The organism is Streptomyces sp. NPDC030296 (genome assembly GCF_055572815.1).
In genome coordinates this window covers 1-20,291 of record NZ_JBVICQ010000016.1, presented here as the reverse complement: position 1 = coordinate 20,291, position 20,291 = coordinate 1, and the positions used below count along the sequence as shown (strand labels likewise).

Genomic DNA, 20,291 nt, shown 5'->3' with positions numbered 1-20,291 from the left:
CCGGGACCGCGTTCCCGCTGCCGGCCGCGCGATGATCCACCGCGCGCCGGTCCAGGGTATTGAGGCCGGCCGCCGCCCTCAGGGGTCCGTCCCGTACGGTTCGGCGGCCGGCGGCTGCTTGGCCCGGTGGCTGCCCGCCTTGCAGCCCGCGAACGGGCCCGCCGGGGAGCGGAGTTCGGCGAGTACGGGGCCCAGGTGGTCCCGGTGCCAGACGGCCGGGCCGGACAGGCCCGCCGACGGGTCGGTCAGCTCCTGCCAGGCCAGCCACAGGGCGTGCAGCCGGGCCACCGCCTCCAGGTGCTCCCACCAGCGCGGGCACCAGGGCTGCTGGGAGCTGACCTCACGGCCGTACACGGGGAGCAGCAGATCACCGACCCAGACGGCCAGGCTGCGCATCTCCTCCGCGTACTCGGCGCCGTCGAGGTAGAGGATGAACGGCGGTGAGGCGGACACCGCTTCCTCCACGCCGGGCTGGTCCACAGCCGTGGTCATCGGGGGCTCCCTTCTTGGGCGTCGTGGCCCGCGCTCAACGGACGAAGCTCTCGGTGGCGCGGGCCGTGATGGCCTTGACCTCGGCCTGGGCGGCCAGGGCGATACGGTCGGCGCCGGGCTCGGCGTACCAGGGGCGCAGCCGGACCAGGGCCGGCTTCACACCGGTGGCGAGAAGCAGCGCGGTGCCCTTGGGGAGGGCGCGGATGCGGTCGGCGGGCAGGATGCGTTCCAGGCGGTACGACGTGGAGCGCGACCTGCCGTCCTTGCTACGGGAGTAGCTCACCGTCGACACGTCGTGCTCGCCTACCAGCCGGGAGACCTTCTCCACGAAGTCCGCGTCGTCGAGGCCCGCGCCGAGCAGCTTGATGGTGGCGGCGCCCCACAGCGCGTCCATCCCGGCGTCGCCCCACACGCGCGTGCCCTGCCGGTAACTCTGGAGCAGGGTGACGACGTTGATGCCGCGCGAGCCGAAGTGGGAGTACAGGTCGGGCAGGTCGGAGATGCGGCAGACGTTCGCGGCCTCGTCCAGCACGGCCGTCATCGGCGGGTCGAGACGGCCGCCCATCCGCTCGGCGGCGACGACGCCCGCGCGCAGTACGGAGTCGGCGCACGCGGCGATCACCCCGGCCGCGGAGCCACCGCCGTCCTTGGAGAGCAGGTAGAGCGTGTCCGAGGACAGGACGTGCCGTTCGGGCAGGAACTGCGGGAGTTCCGGGTCGGGGCTCACCCAGGCCGCGATCGTCGGGTCGAGGAGGCAGGCCACGCACTGGCGGGCCGTCTCGTAGATGCCGTCGCGGGTCTCCACCGCGCCCTGGACGGTGCCCTGGAGCTGGTCGGCGAGGGCCGCCATGCCCGCGTCCCGCAGCAGGTCGACGGGCGTACGGTCGGCCGGGTCCGCCAGCCAGGCCAGCACCTCCCCGACCTGCCGTCCGCCGCGGTTGGCCGCGTGGAACAGGGCCGTGAGGGTGTTCTGGGCCGCCGAGATCCAGAAGTCCCGCTTGGAGGCGTCGTCGTTGACGGCGCCCACGAAGTGACCGGCGAGGCGGCGGGCGCCCTCGATCGTCGCGGCGTCGGCGAGCATGTCCCACCACAGGCCGCGCGGGGTGTGGGCGATGCCCTGCGGGTCGAACGTCCACACCGTGCCCGCGCGTTCGCGTTCGGCGCGGGTGACGCTGTAGACGTCCGCCTTGTTCGAGGTCAGCAGGACACTGCCGCGGGCGCGCAGCACGCGGGGGACGGCGATGCCGGTGGACTTGCCCGCCCGCGGCGCCATCAGGTCCAGTTCCACGTCCTCGTAGCTGCTGCGCAGCTCGGGGCCGCCGGGTTCCAGGTCGCCGAGGAGGTTGCCCGTGTCGTCCGGGTCGAGGCGGCCCGACTTCGGCAGGGACGGGCGGAGTTGGCGGGCGCGGGCGGCGGCGCCCTTCGGGAGGAGACCGGCGAGTTCCCTGCGGCCGGCCAGACCGGTGGGCTTCGCTGCGCGGCGGCGGATCAGGACGACCGGGGTGATGAGGAGGGCGACGGCCGCGCCGAACACGGTGCCGATGCCGGCGGTGATCGCGCCGGTGGACGTCGTCGGCCAGACGGTCGCCGGGCCCTCCTTCACGAGGGTGGACATCGTCTCCAGGGTGAACGGCGGTGGGTCCCAGCCGTTGCCGGTGAGGGCGGCGCCGAGGGTGCCGCCGAGCCAGGCGGCGAAGAACAGGGTGCCGGCGAGGAGGGCGACGCCGGGGACGACCCATGGGAGCAGATCGTCGGCGGTGCTGTGCGGCTTCTTGCGTGTACTCATGTCCTGGTTCCCCCGTCAGTCGGTTGATGTGGCTTCCTCGCCGCTTCGACCCCGGTCGGGCGCGGCAGGGGGTGGGGCCGTGGGGTGCGTGAGCGGCCGCGGGTGGGTGGGAAGTGCGCGAGAAACCACGACGCACCCGCACAAGCCGACGAACCCGCACCCCCGAGCTATGAGGCGCCCTTGGACAACGTCGGCCGGTTCCACCGCGTGTTCGTGTTGTGCAATTCCCGCTCCGTGTCCGTGATCGACACCTTGATCGGGATGCCCGGACGCCCGCCCACCTTGATGAGGAAGCGGCCACGCCCCGGCGGTTCCTCGTTCCCACCCGTGCTGGCCCACCCCGGCGGGGACGACCAGGACGAGACCAGTTCGATCTCGCGCTCCGACAGGCCGACGATCTCGCCGAGTTCCCGCATCTCCGTACGCGGCAGGCCCGCGCACACCACCATCCCGGCCCGCTCCACGAAGCCCCGCGCCTTCGCCCGGTCGGCCTCGCTGCCGAGCGCCTCCGCGTCCTTCAACGTGTGCGTGATCTTCGCGTCGCCGAGGCCGAGGGAGCGGTTCAGACGGGTCAGCGCGTCGATGCGTTCGACGATGCCGGAGGCGGCCCGCAGGGGGCGCCACAGCTCGTCGAGGACCGTGAAGAACCAGCGCTGGGGGGCGAGGCCCGCGTCGGCGAGGGCGTGGGCCGCCGCCACCGTGCCGAGCCCGTCCGACCAGGCCGCCAGCATCGCCGCCGCCGTGAGCTGCGTGTCCGCCTCACCGATCCGGGAGATGTCGACGCACACGGCGGGGGACGCCGGGTCGATCCGGGTCGACGTCTCGGAGGCGAACGTGTCGCCGAGCGGCCCGTCCAGCACACCCAGCAGCGAACGGTGCAGCGGGTCGACGGCCTCCTGGTAGCGCGCCTCGTTGCCCCGGTCCAGCGTCACCGCGCGGACCCGGTCCGGGCCCTCGTCGAGGACCTTCAGCAGATCGGGCAGCAGCGGCGCCCGCCCCGGCTTCGTACGCTCCGTCAGATGGTGCAGGCACGCCGACAGCACCGACTGCTCGTGGTCGTCCATGGGGCGGCCCCGCACGATCGTGATGAGCGCCGCGACCATGTTCAGCACCCGGCCGTGGGCCTCGGCCGCGAGGATCCGGCCGCGTTCGCCGCCGATGCGGGCCGCCGCCTCGCCCATCGCGCCGGGGTCGAGGACGTTGATGCCGCCGACACCGCGCCCGATGGAGATCACCTGGCCGCCGAGCGCCCGCACCGTGTCGGCGTAGTCCGGCTTGAGGTCGCCCAGCACCAGCGGCGTGACCCCGGTCGCCGACATGCCGATGAGCATGCGGTTGACGAGCGTGGACTTGCCGAGGCCCGGCATGCCGAGCATGAACAGCGACGGGTTGGAGATGTACCGGGCGCGGGTGAACCAGGAGATGGGGTCCCCGCACACCGTGGCGCCCGTCTGGAGGTGCTGCCCGAGCGGCACCCCCGTCATGGGCGCGCCGGAGCCCGCCGCGAAGGGCCACAGCCCGCACGCCTGGACGGTGGTCGCCCGCCACAGCGCGGGCGGGTCGACGTGCCCGACCTGTCCGCCGCCGGGGCCGGGCCAGCCGCGCGGGGGCGCCGTCTGGGGTCGTGCGGGACGAGTGGCGGACGTGCTGGACCTGGTCACAGCGCCTCCCGGATCTGGTACGGAACGAGGGTGTGCTCCCACGGCAGCAGGCCGACGGGGAGGGTGCAGGTGAACGCCGAGGCCTGCATACGGTCGGCGGGGCGCATCAGGATGCGCGAGGACGCCTGGAGGTTGCGGACGGTGATCGCCGCGTCCGGGAGCTGCTCCTCGTTGTCGACGGTGACCGTCACCATCAGCGAGAACTCCACGAGCCCGGCACCCGCCGCCTCCTCGGCCGCGGTCTGCTCGGCCGCCTGCATCTCGGAGCTCGCGCGCGCCTGGACGAGCCCGCGCTTGGAGCCCGCCATGAAGTGCGCGGCACGACGGTCGGACTCCACGATCCGCGCCGACGTCGCCGGGTCGATCGGGCGGTAGATCAGCGAGACCCGCTTGCGGCGCGTCCCGGCGGCCGGTTCGAGCAGTCCCCGCAGCACGCTGGAGCGGACGGTGCCGCGCGGCGCGAGCGTCAGCATCCAGGTGCGCGAGACACCCGAGTCGTGCTTGTACGACTGCACCGACTCCACGGCCGCCGCCGGGCCCGCGTCGGCCCACTCCAGGCCGGTGGTGGACTGCTCGGCGCGGGTGCTCAGCACATCGGGGGCGACGGCCGGGTCGTACGCCACCCGGACGACCTCCGAGAGCCGCTCGGCGGACAGTGGGTAGGCGGAGCCGCCGCCGGCCGCGACCAGGCCCGACAGCAGGCCCGGCAGCCGCATGGACAGATCGGTGATGACGTCCTCGATGCTCCGCTTGGGGCCGCCGGAGGGGCCGTAGGTCAGGGCGATGTACGTGTGCATCTCCGACGAGGCGGACGGGTAGCGGGCGACGACCTCCTCCATCACCGCGCGGGCGGCGGCCGGCGCGTCCGGTGAGATCCGCGGCAGGACCTCGGCGGCCAGCCGCGTCCCGGTGTCGGGCGCCGTCTCGACGACGACCTGGGCGCCGCGCAGGCCCGGCTCGTGCGACAGGCGGGCGAGCCAGTCGCCCCAGGACGCCACCCAGATGTCGACCTGTTCGGGGTCGACCAGCGAACCGCCGTCCGGCTCGCACGCCAGCACCACGGTGTAGAGGTTGCGGCCGGGGTGGTGGAGCACGCCGAAGGAGCGGTTGTAGGCGTCCCGGCCCTCGTGCATCCGCGTCCGGGCGAGCAGACCGGGCGGGTGGTAGCGGCCGCCCGTACGGCGGGAGAGCGGGCCGGAGACGTAGGTGTGGGAGCCGTTCGCCTTGCGCCTGAACCAACCGATACGCACCGCGACCACCTGATAGACGTTGCGGCCGTCGACCGTGCGCAGCGCGAGCGGCGCGAGGAAGAGGCCGACGGGGATGAGGACGACGATCGCCGCCGTCAGCGAGACGAGTGAGGCGAGCAGCGCGACGAGGAGTCCGCCGAAGGCGACCACGGTGCCGAGGAGGCCCAACGGGCCGAGGCCGGGGCGGCGGGGCCGGCGCCAGTTTCCGTAGGTGGGACGCGTGAGGGCGTCGGTGGACATGGGGAATCCTTCTTCCGGCTGTGGTTCGTGGGTTCCGAGTGCCTACGAGCTCGGGGGTTTCGGGAGATCGGGCGGCCGCGAGGCCGTCGTGGCTGGTCGCGCAGTTCCCCGCGCCCCTGGAAGGGACGGGCTTCGCCCTCCTTCCCGGGGCGCGGGGGCGGGCTACTGGTTGTGGCCCTTCATTCCGTCGTTGTCGCCGAGGGAGTTGGTGATCTCGCTCGCGGCCTGCATGCCGGTCTGTACGACGACCGCGGCTGCCTGGACCGCCACGGCCGCGCCCGCCGTGGCCGCGCCCGCGGCCGCCGTACCGGCCGCCGCGCCCGCGCCACCGGCTCCGCCCGCGCCCGCGCCACCCGCGCCGGCGCCCCCGGAGGAGCCCGCGCCCGCGGACGGCGAGCCCTGCGGGCCCGCGGAGCCGCCTCCGCCGCCGCCTCCACCGCTGCCGGCGGCGCTGCCCGCGATGCTGACCGCGCCAGAGGCGATGTTGTTGGCGGCGTTGAGGGCGACCGTGCCGCCCGAGGTGCCGCCGAGGGCGGCGGTGGCCGGGACGATCAGCTTGAGCAGGGCGGGCAGCGCGAACACCGCCATGATCAGCATGCCCATGCCCGCGATGACCGCGTCCAGATCCTCCTTGTCCTTGGTCATGGACGTGGCCGAGTAGATGATCAGGGCCGCCGCCGGCTTGTACAGCAGCCAGGCGGCGAGCCACCCGATGTGCTTCTTCCACCAGCCCTCGCCCCACCCGGTCATCGAGGAGGCGGCGGCCAGCGGCAGCGTGCCGACCAGCATGATCAGCACACCGATGCGGATGTACATCAGCACGATCTGCACGAAGCTCGACAGCATCACCAGCAGACCGAAGATCAGCACCAGACCGGGCTGGCTGAGCGTCAGCACACCCAGCATCTCGGAGGCCGTGTTACCGAGATTGGACTTCTTGTACACGTCCACCGCGTACGCGTCCGACGCCTTCATCAGCGCGGTGACCACCGGTACGGCCGCCGCACCCACGAGGATGACCTTCCACATCCCCATGAACGCCTGTTTCATCGACTGGCCTTTTCGGTCGATCGCCATCCGGATCGACGCGATGAGCAGGGAGGTCACCGCCACGTACGCGACGATCCAGTTGATCTCCGCGGTGATCAGGCCGATGGGACTGCCCGGGTCCATCGTGGGGTTGCCGTGGGTGACATTGCCCGCCGGCTGTTTGACATCAATGTTCAGCCAGACACCGTTGAGGGCCTTGAGCACCTCCGACGCGCCGTCACCGATCGCCTTCGCGAAGACGACGACGGCACCCTCGGTGAACTGCTTGCCGCCCTCTTCGATGACGCAGTCGTAGATCTTCCAGGAGCAGCCCATGTCACGCCTCCCAGGTGACGAAGCCGTCGGTGCCGCTCACCTGCGACACACCGCCGTAGATCGTGCCGTCGGCCTCGGGGACGAGCTTCCAGTCGCCGTCCTGCCAGCGCACGGTCACCGAGGCGGAGCCGTAGCCGCCGCTCCCCATGCCGCTGACGAGGACCATCACGGTCGCCTGCGAGCGGTTGTACGTCAGGACCGTGAAGCCGGTGTAGCCGCCCGCGTCCGGGGATCCCGTCGTCGACTTGTCGCCGGACTGCGCACGCGTCCTGACCAGCGCGTCACGGCCGGCGCCCGGCACGACCTGCCGGTCGACGACCTCGCGCCAGCCGTCGTAGCTGAGGTGGTCGGTGATGGAGTGGGCGGCCATGACGGCGCCCATCGGGGTGCGGGCGAAGCAGGACCAGACCGGACCGTCGTACTTCAGCGGGCCCGCGGTTTTCGACACCGGGACCAGACCGGTGCCGTTGGCCTTCCAGTGGAAGTCGCGCGGCGCCTTGGTGGGCCGGGCCTGCACGCTGTCGTCGGTACGGCAGCCGGCGGGACGGTCCTTCGAACCGCCGTCACCGGAGCCGGACCCGGACCCCGAGTCCGAGGTCGGTGCGGGGTTCGGGTCGCCGGACGCGCCGGACGACCCGTCGGCGCCGTTGCCGGTGATCGCGAAGAGCACCGCGAGGACGACCAGCACCCCCAGGAACCCGGCCGACAGGATCCAGCCCCGCTGCTGCCAGAACGGCTGCTCCCACTCCCCGCTGCCCCCTCGGGCCCGGCCGGAGTTCAGCATCGTCGCTCCCCCTTTCGACTCGCCGGCTGATGGACTACGCGAAGACGAAGTTCACGAGCGGGCCGGCGGCGGCGACGAGGACACAGCCGCCGAGGACCATGCCGAGGCGGCCCATGTGCTCCGAGCCCTCACCGCGGCGCATCGAGATCGCCATCATCGCGCCGGTGATCAGCACGCCCGCGACGCCCGCCGCGGTACCGGCCCAGGCGACGATGCCGAGCACGGTGTCGACCTTGCCGGTGAGCGCGCCGGGGGCGTCGCGGTTCGGGTTCGGGACGGTCCCGTCGGCCAGGTAGACGGCCTGCTGCGCCTTGGTGGCAATCGCGTTCAGCATGTGGTTTCTCCCCGTTTCGGTCGGCCGCGGCGGAGCGGTCGACGTCAACTCACTTGAGCGGATGGGTGCTTGGGATGCTGGCGGGACCGGAGTCAGCTGCTCGGGTTCCCGTTCGCCCTGTGAGCTTGGCGACTGTGGTGACCCTGAGCCAAGCGATGTAGTGATCCGCCACTGGGCGGTGACGTGGTCGTGACAGACGGGAACTGCTCGTCATGTCCGGGACAGTGACATGCCGTCATCAGGCCCCGGACCTGCGGCGAAGCGGAGTGTGTCGTACCGGTGTGCGAAAGAGGGGGTGGGTGTGTGGATATGGTGACGGCCCGTCGGTTCCCCCGGAACCGACGGGCCGTCACCCGCTGTCAGTCACGCTCCGTCACATCACGAAGTCCACGATCGGCCCCGCTGTCGCCCCGATGATGCACGCGCCCATCACCATCGCGAACTGGGTGAGGTGCTCGTCGCCCTCCCCGGACCGCAGTGAGATGGCCATACGGGAGCCGACGAGCAGCAGCCCGCACACACCGGCCGCCGTCACCAGCCAGGCGAGGATGTTCAGCACGTAGTTCAGCTCGTAGGTGACCGTCCCCGGAGGCCCGGCCAGGGTGGTGGCCGCTGCGTACACGGTGTGGCTCATGGGGTCCTCCCGGTGAGACGGGCCAGCGCCGCGCTCTCCCGCGGCGGAGGGCCGGTGAGATCGCCGGTGCGCCAGGCGGGCACCCAGGGCACGCGGTGGACGTCGACGACCGAACCGATCACCTTGACGCGCTGGACGAGCTGCCGCGGCAGCCGCCCGGGCGCGTCCGCGACCAGCACGATCGCGTCCAGGTCGAGTCCCGGCGGCGCGTCGCCCCGCCGGAAGATGTCGAGGGTGTGCGAGACCGCGTCGAGTCCGGCGGCGTGCGTCCGGCCCACCAGCAGCACGGATCCGGGCTCACCGTGTTCCGGCCGGGGCCAGTTGCGGCCCGCGTCGTGACCGCCGAAGACCGCGGCGAGGGTGGTGGACCCGGCGCCGCCGTGTGTGGCGACCCAGGAGAACCGCCGCGCGCCGGCGGCCGTCAGGGGCTCCGGCACCTGCGGCAGCACCTCCGCCTCCCCGACGGGCCCCCGCACCCAGATCTCCGGCCCGGCCGTCGCCTGCCCTGCATTCCCCTGCATCACCGCATCACCACTCTCCCCCATGTCCACAGCCATCCCCGAAGTCTCCCTGACCCAACGCCCACCTCAGCCGCCGACAGGCGCACACCGAGCCACCGACCAGCGTGTTGCGCCGCCGACGGTTGTTGCCGCCGAACAGCGTGCTACGCCGCCGGCGGTTGTCGCCGCTGACCGACTCGCCGCGCCGCCAACGGTTGTTGCCGCCGAGTCTTACCCAGCCGCCGACATGCCGCCGTAGCCATGTGGTCTGTCATGCCGTCATCGTCGCCGTACCTCCGCGTCGTTCACCGCTGTCCGGCGTCGCCGCTGTCGACTGTCGGCTTCGCGCCGTGTCGGCCGGTTTTCGTGGACCCGCGCCGACGCGCGAAGCCGAGGCGAATCAGCCTCGGCGCGGTGCCTGCCTCCGATCTTCACCGGGGTTCGCGCGCTTGGGAATTGGGGCGTGAGTTCCTGCTACGAGCCTGTGACGTGCTGGTGACGCGGGGAGCGCGGGTGAGCGGAGAGACTCGACTGGCCGGCCTGGACTGGCAGGAACATGACTGGACTTCGACGCTGAGGGGAGCAGATGTCCAACGGGGGTGGGTCCGCCACGCGCTGGGTGGTCGGCGGTTGCGTCGCGGCCGTGATGATGCCCGTGGTCTTGATGGTCGGGGTGAGCGGGGGAGGCCAGGCCGATGCCGAGGAACAGGGCGGCGTCGGCGGCGGCCTCAAGGACGGGCAGGTCCCGGCGGAGTACGTGCCGTGGGTGCTCAAGGCGGGCTCGATGTGCGACATCATCAAGCCGGCCGTGATCGCCGCGCAGATCGAGGCGGAGTCGGGCTGGAACCCCAACGCCCAGTCCCCCGTGGGCGCCGAGGGCCTGAGCCAGTTCATGCCGGGCACCTGGAAGACCTGGGGCCGCGACGACGACGGCAACGGCCGGATATCCCCGTACGACCCCGGTGACGCGATCATGGCGCAGGGCCGTTACGACTGCGCGCTGGCCAAGCAGGTCCAGGGCTACAAGGACCGCGGCCAGGCCAGCGGCGACACCCTCGACCTCGCGCTCGCCGCGTACAACGCGGGCCCCGGCGCGGTCGAGCAGTACGGCGGCATCCCGCCCTACAAGGAGACCCAGGACTACGTCGTCCGCATCAAGTCCCTGATCGCCAAGTACGAGTCGGTGGACGACCCGCCCGGCAAGCTCCCGCCGGGCAAGCAGATGGCGATGCCGCTGGCCGGCAACCCGCCCGTGACCTCCCCGTACGGTTGGCGCATGCACCCCACGCTCGGCGTCCGCAAGCTGCACACCGGTACCGACTTCGGCGTGGCGGCGGGCACCCCGGTGCTGGCCGCGCGCGACGGCGTGGTCACCTTCGCCGGCTGGACCAACGGATACGGCAACCGCGTCGTCATCTCCCACGGGACCATCGACGGCGACCAGATCTCCACCACGTACAACCACATGCTCGCGGGCCTCAACGTCAAGGCAGGCGACCACGTCAAGGTCGGCCAGCGCGTGGGCCCGGTGGGCTCCACCGGCTACTCGACCGGCGCCCACCTCCACTTCGAGGTGATGCGGAACGGCAAGTACGTGGATCCGGCGCCCTGGCTGGGCCTGTAGTGAGGCCTGTGGTGAGGCCTGTGGTGACGGCACGGACGATGACGTCGGGGACGACGATGACGACGGGGAAGGACACCGAGGTGAGGAGGGGGACGACGATGGTCAGGAGGAGCGACGGGCGCCGGATGCCCGACGCCCGTACGGGAGCGGGCGGGCGCGGCGCGTCCGGCGGGCTCCGCCGGGCCGGGGCGGTGGTGCTCGCGACCGTGACCGGCGTGGCGGTCCTCACCGCGTGCGGTCTGCAGGACCACCGCGAGACGGTCGGCGGCGGCCCCGGCGCCTCGGCCGAACCGTCGATCGCCCCCAAGGCCCCGCTGCCGTCCGGCAGACCGCTGGGCGACGACGCGCGCGTACCGAGCCCCTCCGGCGTGGACGACCTGGACGCCACCTCCGTCTCCAGGGCGTGGGTCGAGGTCGCGTACGGCTACGACACCAAGTACGACATGAGCCCGCACGACGCCGTCCTGCGCACCGCGCGCTGGCTCACCCCGGACAAGCGGAAGGCGGAGCGTTCGTACCGCCCCGCGAGCGGCGCGGGCGAGAACTGGAACTCCTGGGCGGCGCACAAGGCGTGGACGACCGTCGAGGTGGAGTTCGACGACGACGGTGACGCGCCCTCCGACACCGCGACCGAGGCGTACCGCGCCGTGTTCGTCGACGGCGAGGCGCACGGCCGGGACGGCTGGACGGGGACCGGTCCACAGGCCACGGTGTACCTGAAGCTGGTGCGTTCGGGGAAGGGCGAGCCGTGGCGGGTCGACGATGTGCGTACGGTGGAGGCCGCGGCGCAACCACCGACGTCACCGACGGCGTCGCCTTCCACAGCGTCGTACACGGGAGCCGGCGGGAAACCGGTGTCTCCCACGTCGCCGGTGTCTCCCGTGTCACCGGTGTCCTTCGACCTCCCGTCCGCCGTTTCTCCTTCTGACCGACCCGAGTGAGGGAACGATGACTCGACTCAGCCGCGAACAGAAGCGGGAACTCAAGCGCGCGAACCGCGCCCCGGCACCGGCCGGGCTCACCCCGATCGACGTGCGCGTCTCGGCGGAGGCCGGCGCGACCGTCGGCGGCATGCCGGTGCCGGTGGCCGCGGGGGAGTCCCTCCAGACCGCCGCGCTCGACTACCTCCACCGGCTCGCACTCGCCACCGGCCACCCGGTCCTCGCCACGGTCCACGACGAGCGCATCGGCTACGTCGTACCGCTCCAGGTCCTCGTCGACGGCTCCAGCCGTTTCGCGGGCGAGCCGGTCCAGGTCGCGGAGCCGAGGGGAGACGTCACGACACCGTCCCGCCCCGCGCCGGCGGCCCCGCCCGCGCGGCCGGTGGCCGAGCCCGTTGCCGCGCCGCCCGTGGCCGAGCCGGTCGCCGCGCCGGGGCCGCGGCGGGACAAGTCGACGTATGTGCTGCGGGCCGTACCGGAGTCGGCGGCCCGGGGGATGCCCGAGCAGGAGCCGCCGGCTCCGGAATCCCCGCACGCCCAGCCGCAGGTTCACGCCCAGGCACCGTCGCAGCAGCACCACGGTCAGCCCCAGCAGCCGCAGGGTCACGCTCAGCCGCAGGGTCACGCCCAGGCGCAGCCCCACGCGCCGGAGCAGCCCCACGCGCCGGAGCAGCCTCACGCGCCGGAGCGGCCCCACACGCAGGGGCAGCCGCACGCGCCGGAACAGCCGCACTCGTCGGAGCCGCGGCCCCAGCAGTCGCAATCGCCGCCGCAGCCGCAGGTGAAGCGGGAGCCCAGCACGATGCGTCTGTCGGCGGTGAAGCCGACGCCGTCAACCGGGGACCCGGTCGGTCACCCGGTGACTCCCGAGCGGCCGAAGCGGGAGCCGAGCACGCTTCCGCTGACGGCCGCGAAGGCCACCGCTCCCGGCCAGGAGGCGGGCGCCGCCCCGGCGGAGCCCCCTGCTGCCGCCGAGCCGAAGCGGGAGCCCCGGACGATGCCGCTCACCGCGGCGAAGCCGGCGGCGGGCGGTGTCGCCCCGTCGACCTTCGTCCTGCGCGCCGTCCCGGAGCCCACGGACGGCCCCCTCGCCCGGCCGTCCCGCACCCCCGATCTCCCCCTCACGCCCCCCGGCACCGCCACGACCTCCGACGACGCCCCCCACCTCCAGGGCGGGACGACCCAGCCCGCCTCCACGGCCGCGCCCGCGGCCGGGGAGTACGGCGGGGTGGCGGCCGAGCCCGCCGGTACGGCTGTGCCGGAGGCGGACGCGTACAGCCGGGCAGGGGCGGATCCCGGCCACGAGGCCGCACCCCTGACCGGTGAATACGGCCAGGCGGGGGCCCAGTCCACCGGCGTCGCCGTACCCCCGGTCGGGGAGTTCGGCCCCGCGCGGGGTGGCGCATCCGCCTACACGTCGGATGCCGAACCCACCCACCCGTCGCCCGCCGCACCCTCCCACGCGCCGAACCCGGCACCCGCCCCGGAGCTGAGCCCCAGCGCCCCGGAGCTGAGCCCCAGCGCCCTGGAGCCGCAGCCGTGGCCACCGGGGCGGCACTCGGCGGCGGCGCAGGCCCCCGTCGAGGTCACCGACGCCGTACCGGCCCAGGCCCAGGCCCCGGCACCGGACATGGACCAGGCTCAGGCCCCGGACATGGACCAGGCCCCGGCCCCGGCCTCCGAGCTGAGTCCGGCCGCCCTGGAGCCGCAGCCGTGGCCTCCGCATCAGGCGTCGGTTCACCAGGCCCCGGTGCCTCAAGGCCCTGCCCGCACGTCCGATGGGGAGGCGGAGTACCCGGCCGTCGGCGCGGCCGAGCACGTCTCCGCCCACCCCTCCGACGTGGTCCCGGAATCGGGGCCGGTCTCGCTGGACCCGCAGCCCTGGCCGCCGGCGGCGCCGCCGACTCCGCTGCCGACCCCGGTGCAGGTGACCGCGCCGGAACCCGCCCTCGTACCGGCCCCGCCGGAGGAGTCCGCGGCCGACCCCTACTCCGCTCCGGAGTGGAAAGTGGTGGACGAGGACCCCGGGCCCAAGCCGGCGCCGGTGCGCGAGTTCGACGTCGCCGAGTCCGTGCTGGACCTGGAGGAGTCCGACGGGGCGGTGGCCCCCTCGCCCTTCGCCGAGCCCGTCTCGCGCATCAACGAGGCGGTGAAGATGGGCCGTATCCAGGAGGCCGCGGAGATGGCCGAGCACACCGTGGCCCAGGCGACGGCGACCCTCGGCCCCCAGCACGCCGAGGTGCTCCGCCTGCGTGAACTGACCGCGTACATCGCCTACTTGGCCGGTGACGCGCTCAGGTCCTTCCATCTGTCCCTCGACCTGGCCGCCCTACGGCACCGGCTGCGCGACCCCCGCGCGGCGTACGGCAACGTCCAGAGCGCGGCGGCGGCCTGGCGTGCGATCCGTGACCCGCTCCAGGGGCTGCACCTGGGCCGCGACCTGATCGCCGTGTGGGCCGAGCTGGCCGCGGACTCCGGTCCCGCCGCCGACGACGTGGAGCAGTTGGAGAAGGCCCGCACCCGTATGGGCCGCCTCGCCGAACGGGCCCGCGCGCTGGACGCCGACCCCTATGCGAGGAGCCCGCACGCCCATGGCCAGTGACAACGGACACGGCGGCCCCCACCACCACGCCACCCCCCGGACGGCCGGCCGCGGCTCGGCACCGGGAGCGGCCCGGAACACCACCGCTCCCGGCAACGACCGCACCCCGGCGCCTCCGTCCACCCCCGCCCCCCTCCCGGAGGCCGCCCGCCACCGCACCACCCGGCGGCGGCCGTCCCCACCCCCGGAGCGCACCGCTCGCCCCCGCGTGGAGGTCCACGTCAACGAGCTGACCGGCACGATGAGTTGGCGCACGCTCGATGACCGGGCCGCCCGACCGGCACGCGCCCACGACGGTCATGGGACCCCCGGCCCTCGTCACGCCCGTACGCCCCGGCCCCGCAGCTCCGGTGAGGCCCCCTGGAGTGTGCGTGCCGCGGCGTTGCGTTCCGCCGGACTCGACCCGGCCCGCGCCCCCGCGAGGGGCGCCGCGCCGATTCCGACGCACCCGGCGTCCGTACGGGCCGCCCTGAACGTCGATGTCGCGTCGCTCGGCCCGGAGCGGCTCGGGGCGCACCTGGCCCGGATCGGCGCCCTCCGCTCCGCGGTCGCCGCAGACCTGACCCGAGGCTCCCGCATGCCCACGGCGGTCGCCTCCCGCCTCCGCTCGACGCCCCCGTCCCACACCCTCACGGCCGAACACACGGCGATCGCGCCCCGCAGAGCCACCACCACGAGCACGGCGACGCCCCGCACCGCGCCCGTCCCCCGCACGACTTCCGCACCGACCACCCGCCCGCCGACCCCCGCCGTACGACCGGCACCGGGGCCGGGCGCGCCCCACCGCCGCTGACCCACACACCACTGATACCCGGCCGACACGCCTCCGGGGCCGGTCGGCAACATGGCGTCGCCGACCGGCCCCGGACACGAACAAGCCCCCGCACGGAGCGCGAGCGCCGACCCACCGCCGCATCGCCTCGCCACCGCTCCGCTCTCAAGGGCCCGGTGCCCGTCACGGCACCCGCGCCCCCGGCCGGCGGGCCCCTAACCCCGCCCCCAGCTGTCCGCTCCTACTTCGACAGCTCCCACACCGCGTACGCCAGCGCGTCCGAGTTCCGGTCCAGGGCCGTGTCGTTGATGTTGGACGTCGTGTCGCACGACGAGTGGTAGCAGCGGTCGAACGCCTGCCCGGACGTACCGCCCCACTTGGTGGCCTGCGCGGCGGTCTTCGCGCGGCTCGCGCCCGTGAAGAGGCCGCCCACCGGGACGCCCGCGCTCTTGAACGGCGCGTGGTCGGAGCGGCCGTCGCCCTCGGTCTCTATCTCCGTGGGGACACCGATGCCCGCGAAGTAGTCCTTGAAGGTCTTCTCGATGGTGGGGTCGTCGTCATAGACGAAGTACCCGGGGTTCGGTGACCCGATCATGTCGAAGTTGAGGTAGCCGCTGATCCGGGCGCGGTTCGCGGAGGACAGGTTGTTGACGTAGTAGCGCGAGCCGACCAGGCCCAGCTCCTCCGCGCCCCACCAGGCGAACCGGAGGTGCTTGGTGGGCTGGTAGCCGGTGCGGGCCACGGTCAGCGCGGCCTCCAGCACGGCGGCGGAACCGGAGCCGTTGTCGTTGATGCCGGCGCCGGAGGTGACGCTGTCGAGGTGCGAACCGGCCATGACGACCTTGTTGGTGTCGCCGCCGGGCCAGTCGGCGATCAGGTTGTACCCGGTGCGGCCGCCGGACGTGAAGGACTGCACGGTCGTGGTGAAACCGGCGGCGTCCAGTTTGCCCTTCACATAGTTCAGGGACGCCGTGTAACCGGCGCGTCCGTGGGCTCTGTTGCCGCCGTTGGCGGTGGCGATGGACTGGAACTGGGTGAGGTGGGCCTTGACGTTGGCCACGGGCAGGTCGGGCGCGGCGGTCACCGCCTCCGGGACGGGAGCCGCCCCGGCTATGGACCCGCTGGTGAGGAGCGTGGCCGCCGCGACGGCGACGGCGGCAGCGGCACGCCTGGTGACTGGAACAGAGAGCTTCATGTGGGGGCTCCGAATTCCAAGGGATCCGCGTGGACCGCTGTTGGCGTGTCCATGTCGAATCCCGGTGAATGAGGTGCCTGGATGGTGCGGGCGGGGCTGACTTTCCGTCAAGAGCGGTATTCGGCCACGGGTGTTCGCATGCCGGACTCAGTGGGCGAAACCGTGGCCGACGGCATGGCGGAGCGGCCGGACAGGGCGACGGCGGGCCGCTGGGGAGGCGGCCCGCCGTTGTGTGGGGGGAGGGGATTCTGAAGGATCACCGTCTGGTGCGAGCGGGTGGGAGCGGGTGCGAGCGGCGCGTGAGGAAGCGGGGGCGTACCTCAGCCCGCGGTCTTCGGGGCGACCGCCTCGGCCTCGGGCGCAGCCTGGGCGACAGCCTCCGGAACGGCCTCGGGCGCGGGCGCCGACAGGGGTGCCGGCGCGGCCTCCGGCTGCGCCTTCGCCGTACGCGGCCCGCCCCAGCGGCGGGCGGTCCGCAGCGCGTCCCACGTCAGCAGCGACAGTGCCAGCCACACCAGGGCGAACCCCGCCCACCGCTCGGGCGGCATGGCCTCGCCGAAGTACAGCACCCCGAGCAGGAACTGGAACACCGGCGCCATGTACTGGAGCAGCCCCAGCGTGGACAGCGGCACCCGGATCGCGGCCGCCCCGAAACACACCAGCGGCAGCGCGGTGACCAGCCCGGTCGAGGCCAGCAGCAAGGCGTGCCCGGTGCCCTCCGTGCCGAAGGTGGACTCGCCGCTCGAGCCCAGCCACAGCAGATAGCCCAGCGCGGGCAGGAAGAGGATCACGGTCTCCGCGGCGAGCGACTCGATGCCGCCCAGGTTGACCTTCTTCTTCACCAGCCCGTACGTGGCGAAGGAGAAGGCGAGACAGAGCGAGATCCACGGCGGCCGCCCGTAGCCGATGGTCAGCACGAGGACGGCGGTGAAGCCGATGCCGACGGCCGCCCACTGCACGGGCCGCAGCCGTTCCTTCAGGAGCAGGACGCCCATGGCGATGGTGACGAGCGGGTTGATGAAGTAGCCGAGGGATGCCTCGACGACCTGGCCGTTGTTCACGGCCCAGATGTAGACGCCCCAGTTGACGGCGATGACCGCCGCCGCGACCGCGATCAGGGCGAGCTTGCGCGGCTGCCGCAGCAGCTCACCGGCCCACGCCCAGCGGCGCAGCACCAGCAGGGGGATCCCCACGAAGCCGAGGGACCACACCATGCGGTGGGCGAGGACCTCCACCGCGCCGGCGGGCTTGAGCAGGGGCCAGAACAGCGGGACGAGCCCCCACATCCCGTACGCCGCGAAGCCGTTCAGCAGACCTATCCGGTGTTCGCCCTTCGACTGCGCCGCCACGGCCCCTCCTTCTCGACCGGCCGCGCCCCGCGGCCCAGGTCCCACGAAGGTAACGCCGACCACCCCCGGCTGTCATGCCCGTATCGCCATACGGTCATGACAGCCGGGGGGTGGCCGTCATTCGGGCGCTCAGGCCTTGAGCGCCGCAGCGATCGAGTCCGCGATCGGCGTGGTCGGGCGGCCGATCAGCCGGGAGAGGTCACCGGAGGAGACGACCAGCTCGCCCTTCTCGACGGACGCGTCGACGCCCGCGAGGATCGCGGCGACCGGCTCGGGGAGGCCGGCGCCGGTGAGGATGCCGACATAGGCGTCGACGGAGACGGCGTTGTTCGCTATCTCCTTGCCGCTCTGCCGGCTCAGCTCGGCCGCGTACTCGGCGAAGCTCCACGCGACGTCGCCGCCGAGCTCGTACGTCTTGTTCTCGTGACCCTCGCCGGTCAGTACGGCGACCGCGGCGGCCGCGTAGTCCGCGCGGGCGGCGGAGGACACGCGGCCCTCACCGGCGGCGTGCGTGACGGCGTTGTACTCCAGGACGGGGCCGAGCTGCTCGGTGTAGTTCTCGTGGTACCAGCCGTTGCGCAGCAGCACGTACGGCAGACCGGAGGCGAGCAGCACCTCCTCGGTGCCCCGGTGGTCGTCCGCGAGCGCCGCCGTCAGGGTGCCCGGCCCGCTGGTGTAGGCGAGGAGCGCGGCACCGGCGGCCTTGGCGGCTTCGATGACGACCGTGTGCTGCCCGACGCGGTCGTTGCCGATCTCGCTGCTGGAGATCAGCAGGACCTTGTCACCGGCGGAGATGACGCCGTCGAAGGTCTCGGGGGCGCTGTAGTCGGCCACGGCGATCTTCACACCGCGCGACGCGAGCCCGGCGGCCTTCTCCTCGTTGCGTACGACGGCCGTGATCTGCTCGGCCGGAACCTTCTCCAGCAGGCCCTCGACGACGAACGTGCCGAGGTGCCCGGTCGCTCCGGTGACGACGATGCTCATGATGAAACTCCTCCAGGGGGGGCGAGTGCGCCACTAACCCTAGGAGGTGCGCTAACTCTTCGAAAGTACCCACTTTCAGGTAAGTACCCCCCTGGTGGCCCCAGTGGTGGCCCCATGCGAAGAGGCCCGGTCCGCACGGCGAGCGTGCGGACCGGGCCTCTTCGGATGTGCGTCGCAGGTCAATCGCCGACCGTCAGCCGCCGACCGTCAGCCGACGACCGTCCAGGTGTCCCCGCCCGCGAGCAGCGCCGCCAGGTCGCCCTTGCCGTACTGCTCGATCGCGGTGTCCAGCTGGTCGGCCATCTGTGTGTCGTAGACGGGTCGGTCGACGGAGCGGAACACGCCGATGGGGGTGTGGTGCAGGGTGTCGGGGTCGGCGAGCCGGGAGAGGGCGAAGGCGGTGGTGGGGGAGGGGGCGTGGGCGTCGTGGACGAGGACGCGGGCCTCGTTGTCGGGGGTGACGGTGACGACCTTCAGGTCGCCGGTCGTCTGGTCGCGCACCACGCCTCGGGTGCCGTCCGCGCCGAAGCGGATGGGCCGGCCGTGTTCGAGGCGGATGACGGCTTCTTCGGCCTGTTGGCGGTCCTTGAGGATCTCGAAGGCGCCGTCGTTGAAGATGTTGCAGTTCTGGTAGATCTCGACGAGTGCGGTGCCGGGGTGGGCGGCGGCCTGGCGCAGGACGTCGGTGAGGTGTTTGCGGTCGGAGTCGACGGTGCGGGCCACGAAGGAGGCTTCGGCGCCGATCGCGAGGGAGACCGGGTTGAAGGGGGCGTCCAGGGATCCCATGGGTGTCGACTTGGTGATCTTGCCGACCTCTGAGGTGGGGGAGTACTGGCCTTTGGTGAGGCCGTAGATGCGGTTGTTGAAGAGGAGGATCTTGAGGTTGACGTTGCGGCGGAGGGCGTGGATGAGGTGGTTGCCGCCGATGGAGAGGGCGTCGCCGTCGCCGGTGACGACCCAGACGGAGAGGTCGCGGCGTGAGGTGGCGAGGCCGGTGGCGATGGCGGGGGCGCGGCCGTGGATGGAGTGCATCCCGTAGGTGTCCATGTAGTACGGGAAGCGGGAGGAGCAGCCGATGCCGGAGACGAAGACGATGTTCTCCTTGGCGAGGCCGAGTTCGGGCATGAAGCCCTGGACGGCGGCGAGGATCGCGTAGTCACCGCAGCCGGGGCACCAGCGCACCTCCTGATCGGACTTGAAGTCCTTCATGGACTGCTTGGCCTCGGCCTTCGGGACGAGCGAGAGCGCCTCGATCGTGCCCGTGCCTTCCCCGGACGAGCCGGTCGCACCGGTCGTCGTCTCAGCCATCGATGGCCTCCTTGAGAGCCGCGGCGAGCCGCTCCGCCTTGAACGGCATGCCGTTCACCTGGTTGTACGAGTGGGCGTCGACCAGGTACTTCGCCCGGATGAGCGTGGCGAGCTGCCCGAGGTTCATCTCGGGGATCACCACCTTGTCGTAACGCTGCAGCACGGTGCCCAGATTCCGGGGGAACGGGTTCACATGCCGCAGATGCGCCTGCGCGATCGACTCCCCGGCCGCCCGCAGCCGCCGCACCGCGGCGGTGATCGGACCGTAGGTGGACCCCCAGCCGAGGACCAGCGTCCGCGCCTCGTGCGGATCATCGACCTCGACGTCGGGGACGTCGATGCCGTCGATCTTGGCTTGGCGGGTGCGGACCATGTAGTCGTGGTTGGCGGGGTCGTAGGAGATGTTGCCGGTGCCGTCCTGTTTCTCGATGCCGCCGATGCGGTGTTCCAGGCCGGGGGTGCCGGGGATG

17 protein-coding genes and 1 pseudogene are annotated in these 20,291 nt (G+C 72.7%); 4 read left to right on the top strand and 14 right to left on the bottom strand.

What is annotated here, in order from left to right:
* Positions 1-78: 78 nt before the first annotated feature.
* From ACZ4Z3_RS35065 to ACZ4Z3_RS35025, 9 genes are all read right to left on the bottom strand, one after another.
* The gene (locus ACZ4Z3_RS35065) at positions 79-492 is read right to left on the bottom strand and encodes a DUF4913 domain-containing protein (RefSeq protein WP_468504841.1); all 414 of its coding nucleotides are present in this window, start codon (positions 490-492) and stop codon (positions 79-81) included.
* Positions 493-526: 34 nt separating this feature from the next.
* Positions 527-2,278 (bottom strand): type IV secretory system conjugative DNA transfer family protein, encoded by a 1,752-nt coding sequence (locus tag ACZ4Z3_RS35060; RefSeq protein WP_468504840.1) that lies wholly within the window; start codon positions 2,276-2,278, stop codon positions 527-529.
* Between the two features lie 167 nt (positions 2,279-2,445).
* The gene (locus ACZ4Z3_RS35055; protein ID WP_468504839.1) at positions 2,446-3,939 is read right to left on the bottom strand and encodes an ATP/GTP-binding protein; all 1,494 of its coding nucleotides are present in this window, start codon (positions 3,937-3,939) and stop codon (positions 2,446-2,448) included.
* The gene (locus ACZ4Z3_RS35050) at positions 3,936-5,429 is read right to left on the bottom strand and encodes an SCO6880 family protein (protein WP_468504838.1); all 1,494 of its coding nucleotides are present in this window, start codon (positions 5,427-5,429) and stop codon (positions 3,936-3,938) included. The genes ACZ4Z3_RS35055 and ACZ4Z3_RS35050 overlap by 4 nt, the downstream gene beginning before the upstream one ends.
* A gap of 162 nt (positions 5,430-5,591) precedes the next feature.
* The gene (locus ACZ4Z3_RS35045; protein ID WP_468504837.1) at positions 5,592-6,794 is read right to left on the bottom strand and encodes a hypothetical protein; all 1,203 of its coding nucleotides are present in this window, start codon (positions 6,792-6,794) and stop codon (positions 5,592-5,594) included.
* A gap of 1 nt (position 6,795) precedes the next feature.
* Positions 6,796-7,578 carry a DUF8175 domain-containg protein gene (locus ACZ4Z3_RS35040; RefSeq protein WP_468504836.1) on the bottom strand — a complete coding sequence of 261 codons (783 nt, stop codon included), beginning with the start codon at positions 7,576-7,578 and terminating at the stop codon, positions 6,796-6,798.
* A gap of 34 nt (positions 7,579-7,612) precedes the next feature.
* Positions 7,613-7,912: a hypothetical protein gene (locus ACZ4Z3_RS35035; protein ID WP_055521280.1), complete on the bottom strand. Its 300-nt coding sequence runs from the start codon at positions 7,910-7,912 to the stop codon at positions 7,613-7,615.
* Between the two features lie 373 nt (positions 7,913-8,285).
* Positions 8,286-8,546, bottom strand: coding sequence for a hypothetical protein (locus tag ACZ4Z3_RS35030; RefSeq protein ID WP_055717291.1), 261 nt, complete (start codon positions 8,544-8,546; stop codon positions 8,286-8,288).
* Positions 8,543-9,091, bottom strand: coding sequence for a DUF6668 family protein (locus ACZ4Z3_RS35025; RefSeq protein WP_468504964.1), 549 nt, complete (start codon positions 9,089-9,091; stop codon positions 8,543-8,545). The genes ACZ4Z3_RS35030 and ACZ4Z3_RS35025 overlap by 4 nt, the downstream gene beginning before the upstream one ends.
* A 541-nt stretch (positions 9,092-9,632) precedes the next feature.
* Here ACZ4Z3_RS35025 and ACZ4Z3_RS35020 point away from each other — a divergent pair.
* From ACZ4Z3_RS35020 to ACZ4Z3_RS35005, 4 genes are all read left to right on the top strand, one after another.
* Positions 9,633-10,670, top strand: coding sequence for a peptidoglycan DD-metalloendopeptidase family protein (locus tag ACZ4Z3_RS35020; RefSeq protein WP_468504835.1), 1,038 nt, complete (start codon positions 9,633-9,635; stop codon positions 10,668-10,670).
* A 98-nt stretch (positions 10,671-10,768) separates the two neighbouring features.
* Positions 10,769-11,611 carry a hypothetical protein gene (locus ACZ4Z3_RS35015; protein ID WP_468504834.1) on the top strand — a complete coding sequence of 281 codons (843 nt, stop codon included), beginning with the start codon at positions 10,769-10,771 and terminating at the stop codon, positions 11,609-11,611.
* Positions 11,612-11,618: 7 nt separating this feature from the next.
* A complete protein-coding gene (locus tag ACZ4Z3_RS35010) occupies positions 11,619-14,213 on the top strand; it encodes a hypothetical protein (RefSeq protein WP_468504833.1) in 2,595 nt (864 codons plus the stop codon).
* Entirely contained in the window at positions 14,203-15,006 is an 804-nt protein-coding gene (locus tag ACZ4Z3_RS35005) for a hypothetical protein (protein ID WP_468504832.1), read from the top strand. Before ACZ4Z3_RS35010 ends, ACZ4Z3_RS35005 begins: the two co-directional genes overlap by 11 nt.
* Before the next feature lie 220 nt (positions 15,007-15,226).
* Here the strand turns inward: ACZ4Z3_RS35005 and ACZ4Z3_RS35000 are convergent, their stop codons facing one another.
* The 5 genes and pseudogenes from ACZ4Z3_RS35000 to ACZ4Z3_RS34980 all read right to left on the bottom strand — a co-directional run.
* On the bottom strand, positions 15,227-16,180 hold the full coding sequence (locus ACZ4Z3_RS35000) for a M28 family metallopeptidase (RefSeq protein ID WP_468504831.1): 954 nt from the start codon (positions 16,178-16,180) through the stop codon (positions 15,227-15,229).
* A 320-nt stretch (positions 16,181-16,500) separates the two neighbouring features.
* Complete coding sequence (gene rarD / locus ACZ4Z3_RS34995; protein WP_468504830.1) at positions 16,501-17,529, bottom strand: EamA family transporter RarD; 1,029 nt, start codon at positions 17,527-17,529, stop codon at positions 16,501-16,503.
* A gap of 129 nt (positions 17,530-17,658) precedes the next feature.
* Positions 17,659-18,513 carry an NAD(P)H-binding protein gene (locus ACZ4Z3_RS34990; RefSeq protein ID WP_468504829.1) on the bottom strand — a complete coding sequence of 285 codons (855 nt, stop codon included), beginning with the start codon at positions 18,511-18,513 and terminating at the stop codon, positions 17,659-17,661.
* 207 nt (positions 18,514-18,720) lie between these two features.
* A complete protein-coding gene (locus ACZ4Z3_RS34985; RefSeq protein ID WP_468504828.1) occupies positions 18,721-19,821 on the bottom strand; it encodes a 2-oxoacid:ferredoxin oxidoreductase subunit beta in 1,101 nt (366 codons plus the stop codon).
* Positions 19,814-20,291 (bottom strand): annotated as a pseudogene (locus ACZ4Z3_RS34980) (2-oxoacid:acceptor oxidoreductase subunit alpha); the annotation flags it as partial. The pseudogene ACZ4Z3_RS34980 and the gene ACZ4Z3_RS34985, both read right to left, overlap by 8 nt.